Source organism: Chryseobacterium sp. GP-SGM7 (genome assembly GCF_049166575.1).
Classification (GTDB): domain Bacteria; phylum Bacteroidota; class Bacteroidia; order Flavobacteriales; family Weeksellaceae; genus Chryseobacterium.
The window spans coordinates 134,562-149,103 of the sequence record NZ_JBMHFF010000004.1; the positions used below are offsets into that span (position 1 = coordinate 134,562).

A 14,542-nucleotide genomic window follows, 5' to 3' on the forward strand; every position below is an offset into this window, starting at 1 on the left:
TATGAAGAAATTGGTTTTTATATTGATGATGTTCCTTGGAGCAACCGTAAGTGCGCAAGCATACACCGGAAAAGGAGATCAGAAAGTAAATTTGGGACTTAATGCGTGGGGATACGGAACAGGAATTTCTGCTACTTATGACTATGGTTTAAACCAACTTATCTCTGTCGGAGCAGGTGGAAATGCCTATTTTGACAATTATAAAGACAACAATAAAGATAACAGGGTTTTTATTTTCGGACGGGTAAATTTTCACTTGAGAGAAGCTTTACAATTACCGGAACAACTGGATATTTATCCTGGAGTTGATTTGGGAGTTTTGGGAAGAGATTTCGGAATTGGAGCGCACATCGGCGCAAGATATTTCTTTACCGACAAGGTCGGCTTTTTTGCAGAAGTTGGAAACAACGGAAGTTTAGGCGTTTCTTTCAATTTCTAAAAACCTGTCACAATATATGACAAAGCTTCTCATTTCGAGGAGCTTTTTTGTTTGGCATCCTTTTGATAATTGTTACCTTTGCAAATTATAATCTAAAAACAATTAATGGAATTAGCAATTAAGATCTTTCAATTTATATTAAGCATCTCTATCTTAGTAATTCTTCACGAGCTCGGGCATTTCTTACCCGCAAAATATTTCAAAACCAAAGTAGAAAAATTTTATCTCTTTTTCGATCCTTATTTCTCTATTGTTAAAAAGAAAATCGGCGAAACTGAATACGGAATTGGCTGGCTTCCTTTCGGTGGGTATGTGAAAATCGCCGGAATGGTGGATGAAAGCATGGATACCGAACAATTAAAGCAACCTGCACAACCTTGGGAGTTCAGAGCGAAACCGGCTTGGCAAAGACTGATTATCATGTTGGGTGGTGTTACTGTAAACTTCTTCCTTGCATGGATTATTTACGGATGTCTTTCTTTTTTCAATGGTGAAACTTCTTTTGACACAGCGAAGGTTGATGCTCCAATGAATTATACGAGTGTTGCAAAAGGAATGGGATTCCAGGATGGAGATAAAATTTTAAAAGTAGACGGAAAAACTCAGAATAATCTTGATAAATTGGCTTTAGATGTTCTTTTGAGTGATGAAATTACTGTTTTGAGAAACGGAAAAGAAGTTACATTTCCAACCAATGATGATGGCAAAGCTATGGCTTTCAGAGACGAGAACCCTAAGGCATTTCTTACTCCAAGATTTCCAGCAGTAATAGACTCTATTTATAATCCTAAAACTTTACAAGCAGGCTTGAAAGTTGGTGACCAAGTGGTTTCTGCAGATGGAAAGAAGATTTCTTATTACGACGAATTTAAAGAAACTGTACAAAATAATGCAGGAAAAAATTTAAAAGTAGATGTAATGAGAGACGGAGCCATTCAACCGCTTGTTTTACCAGTATCAAAAGAAGGGACATTAGGATTGGCTTCTTATAAGCAACTTCAAAAATTCTATGAAACAAAACATTTTACTTTCGGACAATCGATTGGAAGAGGTTTTACAAGAAGTATTGAAAGCTTAACATACCAAGTAAAACAATTTAAATTAATCTTTAACAGAAAAGTACAGGGATATAAAAAAGTAGGTGGACCATTGGCTATCATCAATAACATGCCGGTAGATAAGGCAAGTGACGGAAGCGTCTCAATTGACTGGACTGCATTTTGGGGCTTTACAGCAATGTTCTCTGTTTGGTTAGCATTCCTGAATTTAATTCCTATTCCGGGATTAGATGGTGGTCACGTTATTTTCACATTATATGAAATGATTGTTGGAAAACCTGTGCCGCAAAAAGTTTTAGAGAATGCACAAATGGTTGGCGTTATCTTCCTATTAGGCTTAATGTTACTGATTTTCGGAGCAGACATCTTTAAAATTATTACCAATAAATTTTAATTTTATTTAAAAAAATAAATAAAAAACTTGTGTGGTTTAAATATCAGTATTATATTTGCACCACTCTAAAAGAGGAACATTCCTCCTTAGCTCAGTTGGTTAGAGCATCTGACTGTTAATCAGAGGGTCCTTGGTTCGAGCCCAAGAGGAGGAGCAAAAAAGACTTACATTACTGTAGGTCTTTTTTGATTTTAATACTATCCTATTTTCAAAATTATTTTAAAATTTAAATCCCTGAAATATAATCTGATAACAGGTTTCGTATAATTTTGATAAAAAAATATTTGCTTGATATTACTTTTCATATTATCTTTGCACCACCTTAAAAGAGGAACATTCCTCCTTAGCTCAGTTGGTTAGAGCATCTGACTGTTAATCAGAGGGTCCTTGGTTCGAGCCCAAGAGGAGGAGCAAAAAAGACTTACATTATGTAGGTCTTTTTTGATTTTAAAATGTTTTATTTCTAGCAATTCCGTGCATTATCATTTTTCCTTACCAAATACGATTTTCAGCGCAATATTCATAGGTTTATTTTCGTTACATTTGCAGTTTTGTGAACGATATTAGAAATCTATGGAAATATTTCATATTTTGACATATTCAGCACACTTTTTGTTTAAGCTAAATGCTCGAAGAAACGAATGATGTCAACCAACCAATTAAAATACTTATTCCTTTATATTTCCTTATTAGTCACAGGATTATCTTATGCACAAAACACGGCAAGTGGTAAAATTACAGATGAAAAGACCAATAAAGAGATTTCAGGTGTTGAAATTTTCATTAATGACAGCAATAAAGCCACATTAACGACTACTTCCGGCAACTTCACTGTACAATCTGACTCCATCATTTACAAGCTTAAATTTGCGAGAAAAAATTATGCATTCGAAACTGTTGACGTTTCTGCTGACAATGCCAATAATTTAATCATAAAACTTTCTCAGGAAAAGGTAAACAGCATCGAAGAGGTTGTAATTCACAACGAAAAAACTAAATTTAAAAATAAGAAAGAAAATCCCGCATACCGGATTATGCAGGAGGTCTGGAAACGCAAAAGAAATAACGGTCTAGAGAAATTCGACACCTATACTTTCAAGGAATATGAAAAGATTCAGTTTGATGCCAATAATCTGGACAGTGCATTTATGAATCGTAAGATTTTTAATAAACTGGATTTTATATTTGATTACGCAGATTCTACAGCAAGCGGTAAAATGGCACTTCCTATTTTTTTAAATGAATCTATTTATAAAAATTTCGGAGAAAATAAACCGAATAAAAAGAATAAAAAGCTTTTGGTTGCTCAGAAAACGTCAGGTTTTCAGGATAATCAGGTCATTACGCTTACTGCAAAAAATTTATACCGTGATATTAACATTTACGATAATACACTGAACTATTTCGATATTGGATTCCCAAGTCCGGTAGGAACGGATGGCTTTAGCACTTATGATTACAATTTAGTTGATACAATAGCCGTTCATGGCGAAAGAGCCTATAAAATCAGATATCAACCTCGAAGAACAGAGGTTTTAGCATTTCAGGGATATCTTTATATTGACACCGATTCTTATGCAGTTTTAGGAGCTACTTTAAAATCTACTAATAAGATCAACGTTAACTTCATCAATGCAATTTCTACAGAACTGGAATATGATAACCCCGATGATGAAACATTTCTGCCTAAAAAATTCGTTACCGAAATCGAAATGACCCCTTTTGCAAAAAAGAAAAATACAAAAAGTATCATCGCAAAACGTTCTGTAGACTATTCGGAATATGATTTTAATAAGCCTTTAGCCGATTCTGTTTTCACAAGAAAAAAAGAAGAATATGATGACAACTTTGTAGAAAAAGATGAAGCTTTCTGGGCAACTGCAAGACCAGATTCTCTTTCGAAACAAGAACAAGGGGTTTATGAAATGCTTGATAAACTTCAGCACACCCCAAAATTCAATAGAATTGTAAAATTAACCGAAACATTAGCTTCAAGATATTACAACGTAACCAAAGGAATAGATTTGGGACCAATCACTTCAATCTATGGTAAAAACGAAGTAGAAGGCGACAGAATCAGATTAGGAGCCAGAACCTATTTTACTCAAAATGATCCTTGGAGAGTAGAATTTTATAATGCTTATGGTTTTAAAGACCAACAATTCAAATACGGAGTTGAAGGACGGTATATGTTTAACCGTGTGAACCGCTTTATGGTAGGAGCCGGAACAAAAAGAGACATCACACAACTTGGAGTACAATTAACCACGGAAGACGGAATTTTATCGCGTTCTTTCGCATCTTCAACAGTTTTTGCAAGAGGTGAAAATGCATCTTTAAGTTCGGTAAACCAAACCAGTATTTTTACAGCAATAGAACCTTGGAAAAACTTCCAGATAAGAGTTGACGGAACAATGCAAAGCATTAAATCTGCCAATCCTGAAGGATTTAATTTAATGTATTATCAAAATGGAAATTTAAGGAAAACCACAAATGATTCTCACGTTACGTTCAGCTTAATTGCAAGACCGGGAGCTAAGTTTTCTCAAACCGGAGTTGACAGATACGAACACGGAACTTTAGCACCAACAATTGTTTTAAAATATACGAGAGGAATTGAGGGTTTATTCAATGCCGATTTTAATTACAATAAGCTGCAGTTTATGTTTTACAAGCCGATTCTTTTAGGAAGCTGGGGTAAAACTCTTTTCAGCTTTGAAGCTGGAAAAAACTTCGATACCGTTCCATTAGCTTTACAGAATATCATTCCAGGAAACCAGTCTTACGGTTTAGTTCCGAATACTTTTGCACAGTTAAATTATTACGAATTTGTAGCAGATACCTATTCAACCATGCATATTGAGCATCATTTTAACGGTAAGATTCTTTCTTTTATTCCTCTAATTAAAAAGTTAAAATTAAGAGAAGTTGCATTTATCAGAGGAGCTTATGGTTCTTTGAGTGACGATTCTAAAAATATTAACGTTGACAATTTAAAATACTCTGCTCCGGATCAGCAAATTTATTACGAATACGGTTTTGGTATTGAAAATATAGGTTTTGGAAATCTCAGAATTCTGCGTGTAGATTTCAACTGGAGAGGCAATTATCTTGATCGTCCTGATGCTTCTAAATTTGGAATTAAAGCTGGATTCCAGTTTGGTTTTTAACACACCTTATTATCTATTTCACATCAAAAAAACATAGTTTTAATCATTTTATTTAAATATTTTGTACATTAGTTGATAATTTACAAATTAAATCTTATGAGAAAAGCTTTATTATTTTTTACAATTGCAACTTTTTTAAGCAATGCACAAGTCACCAGTTTCCCATGGACGGAAACTTTTGAAGACACTTCTCCCACCTCAGCTCAATGGGTTTGCCAATATATTTCGGGAACGAACTCTTCTGTTACAAGTGGAATATTCTGGAGCATAAAGGCAACAACCAGTGTAGGATATTTCTCATCTTCAGGACCGTATCAGGGTGCAAAAATGGCAGTGTTTGATACCAGATCACATTCAAGAGACGGTATAGCCAAATTTATCAGCCCGGTAATGGATTTATCCGGTGTTTCCAACCCGAAATTAGATTTCTATTATCGAAATATGCTGTGGGGTTCTGATCAGAATGAATTGAAAATTTACTACAGAACTTCGACAACAGGAACGTGGACTCTTATAACAACATTCAATACCAATGTTGCAACATGGACAAATTCTACAGAAATTACACTTCCCAATCCTTCAGCAACCTATCAAATCGCTTTAGAAGGCGTTGCAAAGTATGGATATGGTTTAGATGTTGACAATCTCATCGTAAAAAGCGGAACCTTATCAACTTCTGAATCCGATAAGCACAAAACCGCTTTCAAGATATATCCGAATCCTACTTCAGATTACGTGAATATCACATCAGAGAAAACAATTTCAGAAGTATCAATATTTGATTTAACAGGAAAACAAATCAATTATACCAAAGGAGATCATACTGAAATAAAAATCCCGGTACATCAATTACCTTCAGGAACTTATATCATTCAATTGAAAAACTCTGCAGGAATACTCAATTCTCAAAAATTCATTAAAAAGTAAGAATATAAAAAATCCTCAACAAAAATGTTGAGGATTTTATTTTTATAGAACGCGTTTAATTATGCGTTCGGCTCAATAGATACGTAAGATCTGTTGTTTGCTTTCTTTCTGAAAACTACTTTACCGTCAACAAGAGCGTGCAAAGTGTGATCTTTACCCATACCAACATTTTCACCTGGGTGATGTTGAGTACCTCTTTGTCTGATAATAATGTTACCAGCAATAGCGTCTTGTCCACCGAAAATCTTCACACCTAATCTTTTAGAATGAGATTCTCTACCGTTTTTGGAACTACCAACTCCTTTCTTGTGTGCCATTTTATTCTAAGGTTTTTTGGTTAAACAATTATTCTGCGCTTTCAGCAGCGTCAGCTTTTTTAGTTGTTTTTTTAGCAGGCTTCTCTGCTTTTTTACCTTCAAATCCTGTAATACCAGTGATTTGAATTTGAGTTAAAGATTGTCTGTGACCATTTTTCACTTCATAACCTTTTCTTCTTTTCTTTTTGAAGATGATTACTTTATCAGCTTTTACATGATCAAGGATCTCTGCCTCTACAGTGATACCGCTTACAGCTGGGGCGCCTACCGTGATTGCTCCGTTTACAGTAAGTAAGATTTTATCGAAAGATACTTTTCCTCCTTTATCTCCTTTCAAACGGTTCACAAACAACTTCTGGTCTTGCTCAACTTTGTATTGAAGCCCTGCTATTTCTACAATTGCAAACATTGTCTATAAATTTTTAGTTAATTCGAGGTGCAAATGTACTGATTATTTTGATAGTAACAATATGATTTTGAGAATTTTTCTACTTCCTGTGTAAATTTAATTCTAGATGATCAATGCTTTTACAAATTCAAATCTATAATATTGAAATTATTTAGAACGTGTTTTATTCGTATTTTTGGTAAAATTATCTACAATTAGATGAACAGAGATCTTTACATTGATTTTGCAAAAGGATTAGCAACGCTTTCTATTATTTTTATTCACACTGCGTTTTGGTCGGGGCAGTTTTATATTATCCCAGAACTCAGAGTATTTTCTTTGGTTTTTGACGTTGCGTTGTTTTATGCGTTAAGCGGTATTACTTCAGGCTCAAATATCGAAAAAACATTTTACAGATTGCTGAAGCTGCAGATAACGTATATGATTTTCGTCACGCTGCTTTTCTTTTTAGATTACTTTTTTAAAATTTTCGGACTTACTTTTTTCTCACTTGAATGGTTGCAGAAAGTGTATTCTAATTTCGGATCGAAATATGCTGCAACAAGTATTTCAACAATTCCACAGTGGCAAAATTTAGGAAATTGGTATCTTCATGAATATTCAAACGCCGATACTTTTCCTGTTGTGATGGGAAGTTTTTGGTATCTGAAAGTCTATTTTATTTTAACCGTTTTCGGAGTTTTAATTTTAAAATTCTTCCCAAAACATGTCAATTGGTTTATCGGAATCTGTATTGCTTTAACATTAATATTTAATATTTTCCCTGAAATTTATCCGAATGGACAAGTAGGTTACGTCGCTTTTTATATAACTATTTTTCTCTTTGCAAACAGAATCAAAGGGAAAAAAGTTCACCTCGGATTCGTAATATTTCTGTACGCAATATTCTTTGTATTTTTTGGTCTTAAATTCCTAAATTATCTATCCTCAATAAACTTCTCCTCTATCTTTTCTTTAAATTATAATTTTTCAATTTTAATTAAGGCTTTCTGGAATGTATTTTTAGATTTTATAAATAGTATGCTGTTAAACAAATCAAAATTTCCACCCAGGACTCCATACGTCATTTGGACATTTTTTTCACTGGCTACACTTTTCTTTTTCTACAACCGCTTAAAAATCACCAAAGAAAATTTTGTCACTTATATCGGTAAAAATGCCATTTTCTTTTATTTTGGTCAGGGAATCAGTTCGTCACTCGTATATTTCCTGGTCGTTCCGATGAAAGAATTGATGCCTTGGTGGATTTTGATGATTTTAATTTATGTGATTAATGTTATTTTAGCTTTCATCATTGCAACAGGTTTAAAGAAATTTGATGCATTTGGCTGGAAAATTCTTGAATTTTTAAGAAGAAAAACCGCTTCGAAATAAATTTAAACAATAAAATTTATGACTGTCTATTCTTAATTATAAAATTAAAGTCAGCAGTCATTTTGTGATTTCGTAGAAATCTAAATTACTTTATTTCATTGTGTTTGGATTCCTCCGGAATAACAAATAAACTGTTAAAATCAAGTTATTACTACTTGCAAAGAATTATAACGTTTTAAGATGTATTAAGGAAATATCCAAAAATATTATGAATATACGTTTTTAATCATAACTCTAAAATCAGCAGTCATTTTGTCATTTCGTAGAAATCTAAATTGCTTTACTTCATTGTGTTTAGATTCCTCCGGAATGACAAACAAACTTTTAAAACTAAATTATTATTTACGGACATTCATTAAAATATTATTTAACGCATCCGTAATTAAACTAGCCTAAACCTTAATCAGTTTTAAATAATTATTTGTCTTAATATTTTATTTTAATTATTTCTAACTCTCAAAAGCCGCCTAAATAAATTCTCCATTTTAATGTAAATTATTTTAAATTTACAGAAATTTTTAGCATATGTTTAAGTTGAAACTCCCAACCGATCCAAGGTGGGCAAATATTGCAGAGGACAACATTCAGGAAATTTTAACCGATCATGCATGGTGCGAACAAAAAGCAGCAACCAACGCGATAGGTCTTATTACAATGCTTCCGGAACGTCCCGATATTGTGACAGAACTTTTGGCAATTGCACAGGAAGAGCTAGAACATTTCGGACAGGTGCTGGAAATCATCAAAAAACGTGGCTACAAATTCGGTCGTACAAGAAAAGACGATTATGTGAATGAACTGGTAAATTTCATTCAAAAAGGAGGGCATAGAGATACTTTGATTGTTGACAAAATGCTTTTTGCAGCAATGATAGAAGCGAGAAGTTGTGAGCGATTTAAAGTTTTAACCGAAAATATTAAAGACGAAGAATTAAAAAAATTCTATAAAGAACTAATGATTTCTGAAGCCAATCATTACACTACTTTTATCGGGTTTGCAAGAGAACTTGGCGATTCGGAACAGGTAAATAAAAGATGGGAAGAATGGCTGGAATATGAAGCAAAAATCATAAAATCTTACGGAAACAAAGAAACAATACACGGATAAACAATTGAAAAAACCGACTTTTGAGAGCCTAACAAACATATTCCTGAAAAACTTTTTTCAGGGGTTGATTATTATTGGGCCAATCGGGTTGACCATTTATGTAATCTGGTTTGTTATTACCTCTATTGACAATATTATTCCGTCGGTTGCCAAAGAAATTCCGGGATTGGTATTTATTTCAACCTTATTTGTAACCGCTTTGTTAGGTTATTTAGGCAATAAATTTGTGGTGGGAAGATTTTTCGTCGATGCGGTTGACAGACTTTTAGAAAAAACCCCGGGAATCAAGCATATTTATTCCCCTACAAAAGACGTGATGTCTTCTTTCGTAGGCGATAAGAAGAAATTCAGCGATCCGGTTTGGGTAAAAACCAACGAAAATCCTGAAATCTGGAGAATAGGATTTCTTACACAAAAAGAAATGGCAGATGTTGAAAAACACAATTACGTTGCGGTTTATCTTCCGCATTCTTATGCAATTTCAGGCTGGGTAATTGTAACTGAAGAAAAAAATATAAAACCTGTTATCGGAATGACTGCAGCTACAGCAATGAAATTTGCAGTTAGCGGTGGCGTTGCAGGTTTTCATTCAGACGAAAATATATTTAAAGCTCCCGAGTAAAATTCTTTTTGCTCCTTTAAATACATCTGATGATTTGAATTAATTTTCAAACCAATTTTCTTTAATTAAATCTAAAAATTATATCACATGGAATTACCATATGCAGAACCGTTTCGTATTAAAATGGTGGAAGAAATCCGTCAGTCTACAAGAGAAGAAAGAGAACAATGGCTGAAAGATGCTAAGTTTAATTTATTTAATCTAAAATCTTCTCAGGTTTATATTGATCTTCTGACAGATTCCGGAACCGGAGCAATGTCTGACAGACAATGGGGAGCTTTGATGACGGGTGACGAAAGCTACGCAGGTTCCCGTTCATTCGAACAATTACACAATACCGTACAAAGTATTACAGGTTTCAAATATTTATTGCCAACTCACCAGGGAAGAGCAGCTGAAAATGTTTTATTTTCTGTTCTGGTAAAAGATGGAGATGTAATTCCCGGAAACTCTCATTTCGACACCACAAAAGGACATATCGAAATAAGAAAAGCTCACGCCATCGACTGTACAATTGATGAAGCTTTTGATATTAATGATCTTCATCCATTTAAAGGAAATATCAACCTTGAAAAACTGGAAGAGGTTTACAAATCTCATCCGAAAGAGCAGATTCCGTTTTGTTTAATCACCATCACCTGCAATTCTTCAGGCGGACAGCCGGTTTCTCTTGAAAACATGAAAGCCGTAAAAGCACTTTCAGACCGATACGGAATTCCTGTATTTTTTGATTCTGCTAGATTTGCAGAAAATGCTTACTTCATCAAAAAAAGAGAAGCCGGACAGAATAACAGAACCATTAAAGAGATCTGCAAAGAAATATTTTCTTACGGAGAAGGAATGACGATGAGTTCCAAAAAAGATGGCTTGGTAAATATTGGTGGATTTATCGCCTTAAATAACGAAGAAGTTTTCAGAAAAGCATCTAATTTCACAATTATTTATGAAGGTTTTATTACTTACGGCGGAATGGCGGGAAGAGATATGGCTGCTTTAGCGGTGGGTCTTGATGAAGCGACTGAATTTCCTTATCTGGAAAGCAGAATTTCTCAGGTTGAATATCTTGGAAATAAATTAATCGAATACGGAATTCCTGTACAGAAACCGATTGGCGGTCACGCTGTTTTCATTGATTCGTTGAATTTCTTACCGAATGTTTCCCGTGAAGAATATCCTGCGCAGACTTTAGGATTGGAAATTTACAAAGAAGCAGGAATCAGAACGGTGGAAATCGGAACTTTATTGGCAGACAGAGACCCCGTAACAAGAGAAAACCGTTATCCGAAATTAGAATTGGTACGTTTGGCGATTCCTAGAAGAACCTATACCAACAATCATATGGATTACATTGCAGCTGCAGTAAAAAATGTGTATGAAAGAAGAAATGAAATTTCAAATGGGTACAATATTACCTGGGAACCTGAAATTTTAAGACACTTTACGGTGCATTTAGAAGAAGCTTAATTAATTGATTTAATATAAATAGGGCACAAAATATGTTATTTTGCGCCCCATTTGCTTTTGAGTAGAATTACTTCTTAGATATTTTGTATAATTTTCCGCTGTCGGTAATCCCGTAAAGATTTCCATCCATTCCACTGAGAACATCACGGAATCTTTCTTTCTGGTCTAAAAGCAATCGTTCTTCGCCAATAACTTTATTGTCTTTCATCACAATTCTATTGATGTGTTGCCCGCTCAGACAAGCGATGAATAGATTATTTTTCCATTCTTCAATATTTCCTGTATAGAAAGTTACACCACTTGGAGAAACTACAGGATCCCAATAATAAACCGGTTGCTCAGTTCCTGCTTTTTGTGTTGTTCCGTTATTTATTTTTTCGCCGGAATATTCAATTCCATAGGTTACATCGCCCCAACCGTAGTTTTTTCCGGGCTGAATAAGATTAATTTCATCTCCTCCTCTCGGTCCCATTTCAATATCCCAAAGCTGACCTTTTTCATCCAAAGCCAAACCTTGCGGACTGCGAATTCCGAAAGCATAAATCTCAGGTCTGTAACCGTCTTTTCCAATGAAAGGATTTCCTGCAGCGGGTTTTCCGTCTTTTGTAATTTTTAAAATTTTCCCTAAATAATTATCGGTTTTCTGAGCATACACTCTGGTTTCTTTATCAGATCTTTCACCTGTACTCACAAAAAGATTTCCGTCTTTATCGAAAACCAAGCGGCTGCCGTAATGTTTGTCGCCGTTATAAGTTGGCGTTGCACGGAAGATTACTTTTACCTCAGAAATAGTTTTCATATCTGCCGATAGTTTTCCTTTTGCAACGGCTGTATGATTTCCACCTTCATAAGGTTCAGAATAGCAGAAATAAATAATATTATTTGTTTTAAATTCCGGATCGAGCGCAACATCAAGCATCCCGCCCTGACCTTTTGAATCCACTTTTGGAAAACCATTAATTTTTGAAATCATTTTTCCATCAGCAGAGACAACATTCATAAAGCCTGTTTTTTCGGTAATTAAAAACTTTCCATCCGGTAAATTGATAATTCCCCAAGGTCTGCCTAAATCTTTAGTTAAAACTTCGACCTGATAAGGAGTCTGTGTTTTTATTGCTTTAATTCTGGTTTGCCCGGCAAAAGCTGGTTTATAATCAGTATTTGCTTTTTCTTCTTTTGCTGAAGGTTCGCTGGGCTTTCCTTTTCCCTGACAAGAAACAATCGTTGTGGCAGAAGCTAATAAAATGGGTAAGAGTAATTTATTCATAATAACATTAAAGTTGGTTTATTTTTTAAGTGGAAAAATAATGCCATAAAAATTTGTATAATTAAATTTTTATTCTACATTTGTAGAAAGAAATAAAATATTGTAGAATATGAATGAAATAAAATTAACCAATTCTGAAAAAAATTTGATGGATATTCTTTGGGAAAAAGAAAAAGCGTTCATGAAAGATATTCTGGAAGCTTATGCCGAACCAAAACCTGCTGCAACCACCGTTGCCACACTTTTGAAAAGAATGCAGAATAAGGATTTAGTAGGCTTCAAACTCTATGGAAACTCTCGTGAATACTTTCCCAAAGTAGAGAAAGGAGAATATTTCAAGGAAGAAATGACTTCTATGATTGACCGTTTTTTTAACAGTTCTGTGACGCAGTTTGCTTCATTTTTTACATCAAACTCAAAGTTTTCACAGAAACAATTGAAAGAACTTCGTGATATTATCGACAAAGAAATAAAAGAGTAATCATGGAAACTATTATTCTAAAAACTATTATTTGTTCGGGAGTTTTGCTGGGTTTATATTATTTATTTCTGGCAAAAGAAAGAACTTTTATATTTAATCGTTTTTATCTGATTTTGGCTTTGATTTTTTCATTTTCAATTCCTTTTGTGACGCTAGAAACAAAACAGGTTGAAAAAGAAATTCCTGAAACTGCTTTTGTAGAAGAAATTGAACAGCCTGCTTTACAAGCTTCAGTTGCTCAGCAGGAAAGTTTTGATTTTACAGAATTTCTTATCATCGCGTCTTTTATCGTTACAGTAATTTTACTTTTAAAAATTGTTTATTCAGTTATTAAAATTAAAAGATTAAAAGGACGAAAAATCATTTATCAGAACAGAAAGGTATTTCTTTTAAAGCAGAATCTTGCACCTTTCAGCTTCTGGAATACCATCTACCTTTCAGAAAATTATTTGAAAGATTCAAAAATTGACAGTGCTATTTTTCTTCACGAAGAGATTCATGTGAAACAAAAACATTCTGCTGATATTCTTTTTGTAGAGATCTTAAAAGCTCTCCTTTGGTTTAATCCATTTATGTATTTCTATAAAAATGCGATGATCAACAATCATGAATTTATTGCTGATGAAAGCGTAATTCTCGAGAATAAAAATGTAAAAAAATATCAGGAGTTGATTTTACAGGAAATTTTAAAACAACAAAATTTAGCTCTAATACACCAATTTAATTTTAATAACACTAAAAAAAGATTTATTATGATGACAAGTAAAAACTCAAAGTTTGCGAAGACGAAAAAATATTTCTCAATTCCTTCATTTGCAATTTTGGCAATTGTTTTTGCAGAAAAAACCTATGCAAAAGACAACAACGAAAATTTAATTCAGGAAAAGGAGAATGTAATTTCCAAAGTGCAGTCTAATAATCCCCACCTAAAATACAATCATAATATTAAAAAAAATGATGTCGTATCTACCGATTTAATATTAGAAGAATTTATAAAAGGAAAAGACACCATTCCATTAAAAAGAAATGCTAAAGCACAAATTACAGATGTAAACACAGCTTCAAATAAATTAGAAGATAAAACTGTTGAAGATATTTCCAAAGCTGTTCAAGGGGTTGCTGCTGATTTAGTCCCTGCAGAATTTCCGGGTGGTGCTAACAAACTGAGAAATTTTATTTCTTCAAATTTTGATGGCTCTATCCTGAATGGAGATGAAGGAATACTAAAATCTACTATAACCTTTATTGTAGATGAGAATGGTAAGGTAAAAGATATTAAAACATCTGGCGGAAACGAAAAATTCAATAATGAAGCCTACCGTGTTATAAAGTTGGCAAATGAAAATATAACCTGGAAACCTGCTACAAAAGATGGTGAAATTGTAGCTTATCAATACAAAATGCCATTAACGATGAGTTTTGAAAGTTTCAAAAAAACACAATAAATATACAATTCATCGAATGATATGTCAACCGACCGTAAAGTGTATGCTTTGCGGTTTTTTATTTTTAA

12 protein-coding genes, 2 tRNA genes and 1 pseudogene are annotated in these 14,542 nt (G+C 33.7%); 12 read left to right on the forward strand and 3 right to left on the reverse strand.

Annotation, left to right across the window (positions count from 1 at the left end):
* The first annotated feature begins 1 nt into the window (after position 1).
* The 6 genes from ACOOWA_RS15495 to ACOOWA_RS15520 all read left to right on the forward strand — a co-directional run bounded on the left by ACOOWA_RS15495 (position 2) and on the right by ACOOWA_RS15520 (position 5,988).
* Entirely contained in the window at positions 2-439 is a 438-nt protein-coding gene (locus ACOOWA_RS15495) for a DUF6646 family protein (RefSeq protein WP_421376600.1), read from the forward strand.
* Between the two features lie 105 nt (positions 440-544).
* Positions 545-1,891, forward strand: coding sequence for an RIP metalloprotease RseP (gene rseP / locus ACOOWA_RS15500; RefSeq protein ID WP_421376601.1), 1,347 nt, complete (start codon positions 545-547; stop codon positions 1,889-1,891).
* Positions 1,892-1,971: 80 nt separating this feature from the next.
* A tRNA-Asn gene (locus tag ACOOWA_RS15505) sits at positions 1,972-2,045 on the forward strand.
* Positions 2,046-2,228: 183 nt separating this feature from the next.
* Positions 2,229-2,302: transfer RNA gene (locus ACOOWA_RS15510), tRNA-Asn, on the forward strand.
* Between the two features lie 230 nt (positions 2,303-2,532).
* A complete protein-coding gene (locus tag ACOOWA_RS15515; RefSeq protein WP_421376602.1) occupies positions 2,533-5,061 on the forward strand; it encodes a DUF5686 family protein in 2,529 nt (842 codons plus the stop codon).
* A gap of 96 nt (positions 5,062-5,157) precedes the next feature.
* Positions 5,158-5,988 carry a T9SS type A sorting domain-containing protein gene (locus ACOOWA_RS15520; protein ID WP_421376603.1) on the forward strand — a complete coding sequence of 277 codons (831 nt, stop codon included), beginning with the start codon at positions 5,158-5,160 and terminating at the stop codon, positions 5,986-5,988.
* 59 nt (positions 5,989-6,047) lie between these two features.
* Here ACOOWA_RS15520 and rpmA read toward each other — a convergent pair whose 3' ends face one another.
* Both rpmA and rplU read right to left on the reverse strand, forming a co-directional pair.
* Entirely contained in the window at positions 6,048-6,305 is a 258-nt protein-coding gene (rpmA, locus tag ACOOWA_RS15525; RefSeq protein ID WP_034677604.1) for a 50S ribosomal protein L27, read from the reverse strand.
* A 31-nt stretch (positions 6,306-6,336) separates the two neighbouring features.
* Positions 6,337-6,714: pseudogene (rplU, locus tag ACOOWA_RS15530) on the reverse strand (50S ribosomal protein L21); the annotation flags it as partial.
* Between the two features lie 198 nt (positions 6,715-6,912).
* Here rplU and ACOOWA_RS15535 point away from each other — a divergent pair.
* The 4 genes from ACOOWA_RS15535 (at position 6,913) to ACOOWA_RS15550 (ending at position 11,281) form a co-directional block, all read left to right on the forward strand.
* The gene (locus ACOOWA_RS15535) at positions 6,913-8,088 is read left to right on the forward strand and encodes an acyltransferase family protein (RefSeq protein WP_421376604.1); all 1,176 of its coding nucleotides are present in this window, start codon (positions 6,913-6,915) and stop codon (positions 8,086-8,088) included.
* Between the two features lie 525 nt (positions 8,089-8,613).
* A complete protein-coding gene (locus ACOOWA_RS15540) occupies positions 8,614-9,195 on the forward strand; it encodes a tRNA-(ms[2]io[6]A)-hydroxylase (RefSeq protein WP_421376605.1) in 582 nt (193 codons plus the stop codon).
* Positions 9,196-9,199: 4 nt separating this feature from the next.
* The gene (locus tag ACOOWA_RS15545) at positions 9,200-9,817 is read left to right on the forward strand and encodes a DUF502 domain-containing protein (RefSeq protein WP_421376606.1); all 618 of its coding nucleotides are present in this window, start codon (positions 9,200-9,202) and stop codon (positions 9,815-9,817) included.
* A gap of 87 nt (positions 9,818-9,904) precedes the next feature.
* On the forward strand, positions 9,905-11,281 hold the full coding sequence (locus tag ACOOWA_RS15550; RefSeq protein WP_421376607.1) for a tryptophanase: 1,377 nt from the start codon (positions 9,905-9,907) through the stop codon (positions 11,279-11,281).
* Between the two features lie 67 nt (positions 11,282-11,348).
* On the opposite strand, the gene ACOOWA_RS15555 is transcribed toward ACOOWA_RS15550, so the two are convergent.
* Positions 11,349-12,548, reverse strand: coding sequence for a PQQ-dependent sugar dehydrogenase (locus ACOOWA_RS15555; RefSeq protein WP_421376608.1), 1,200 nt, complete (start codon positions 12,546-12,548; stop codon positions 11,349-11,351).
* Between the two features lie 109 nt (positions 12,549-12,657).
* On the opposite strand from ACOOWA_RS15555, the gene ACOOWA_RS15560 reads away from it, so the two are divergent.
* Together ACOOWA_RS15560 and ACOOWA_RS15565 are read left to right on the forward strand one after the other, a co-directional pair.
* Positions 12,658-13,029, forward strand: a complete 372-nt coding sequence (locus ACOOWA_RS15560) for a BlaI/MecI/CopY family transcriptional regulator (protein WP_421376609.1) — start codon at positions 12,658-12,660, stop codon at positions 13,027-13,029.
* Positions 13,030-13,031: 2 nt separating this feature from the next.
* Complete coding sequence (locus ACOOWA_RS15565; RefSeq protein ID WP_421376611.1) at positions 13,032-14,474, forward strand: M56 family metallopeptidase; 1,443 nt, start codon at positions 13,032-13,034, stop codon at positions 14,472-14,474.
* The last annotated feature ends 68 nt before the right edge of the window (positions 14,475-14,542 follow it).

Excerpts from the sequence above, each read along its gene's own strand:
- ACOOWA_RS15495 (WP_421376600.1), top strand. The coding sequence starts at position 2 with ATGAAGAAATTGGTTTTTATATTGATGATGTTCCTTGGAGCAACCGTA.
- rseP (WP_421376601.1), top strand. The coding sequence starts at position 545 with ATGGAATTAGCAATTAAGATCTTTCAATTTATATTAAGCATCTCTATC.
- ACOOWA_RS15515 (WP_421376602.1), top strand. The coding sequence starts at position 2,533 with ATGATGTCAACCAACCAATTAAAATACTTATTCCTTTATATTTCCTTA.
- ACOOWA_RS15520 (WP_421376603.1), top strand. The coding sequence starts at position 5,158 with ATGAGAAAAGCTTTATTATTTTTTACAATTGCAACTTTTTTAAGCAAT.
- rpmA (WP_034677604.1), bottom strand. The coding sequence starts at position 6,305 with ATGGCACACAAGAAAGGAGTTGGTAGTTCCAAAAACGGTAGAGAATCT.
- ACOOWA_RS15535 (WP_421376604.1), top strand. The coding sequence starts at position 6,913 with ATGAACAGAGATCTTTACATTGATTTTGCAAAAGGATTAGCAACGCTT.
- ACOOWA_RS15540 (WP_421376605.1), top strand. The coding sequence starts at position 8,614 with ATGTTTAAGTTGAAACTCCCAACCGATCCAAGGTGGGCAAATATTGCA.
- ACOOWA_RS15550 (WP_421376607.1), top strand. The coding sequence starts at position 9,905 with ATGGAATTACCATATGCAGAACCGTTTCGTATTAAAATGGTGGAAGAA.
- ACOOWA_RS15555 (WP_421376608.1), bottom strand. The coding sequence starts at position 12,548 with ATGAATAAATTACTCTTACCCATTTTATTAGCTTCTGCCACAACGATT.
- ACOOWA_RS15560 (WP_421376609.1), top strand. The coding sequence starts at position 12,658 with ATGAATGAAATAAAATTAACCAATTCTGAAAAAAATTTGATGGATATT.
- ACOOWA_RS15565 (WP_421376611.1), top strand. The coding sequence starts at position 13,032 with ATGGAAACTATTATTCTAAAAACTATTATTTGTTCGGGAGTTTTGCTG.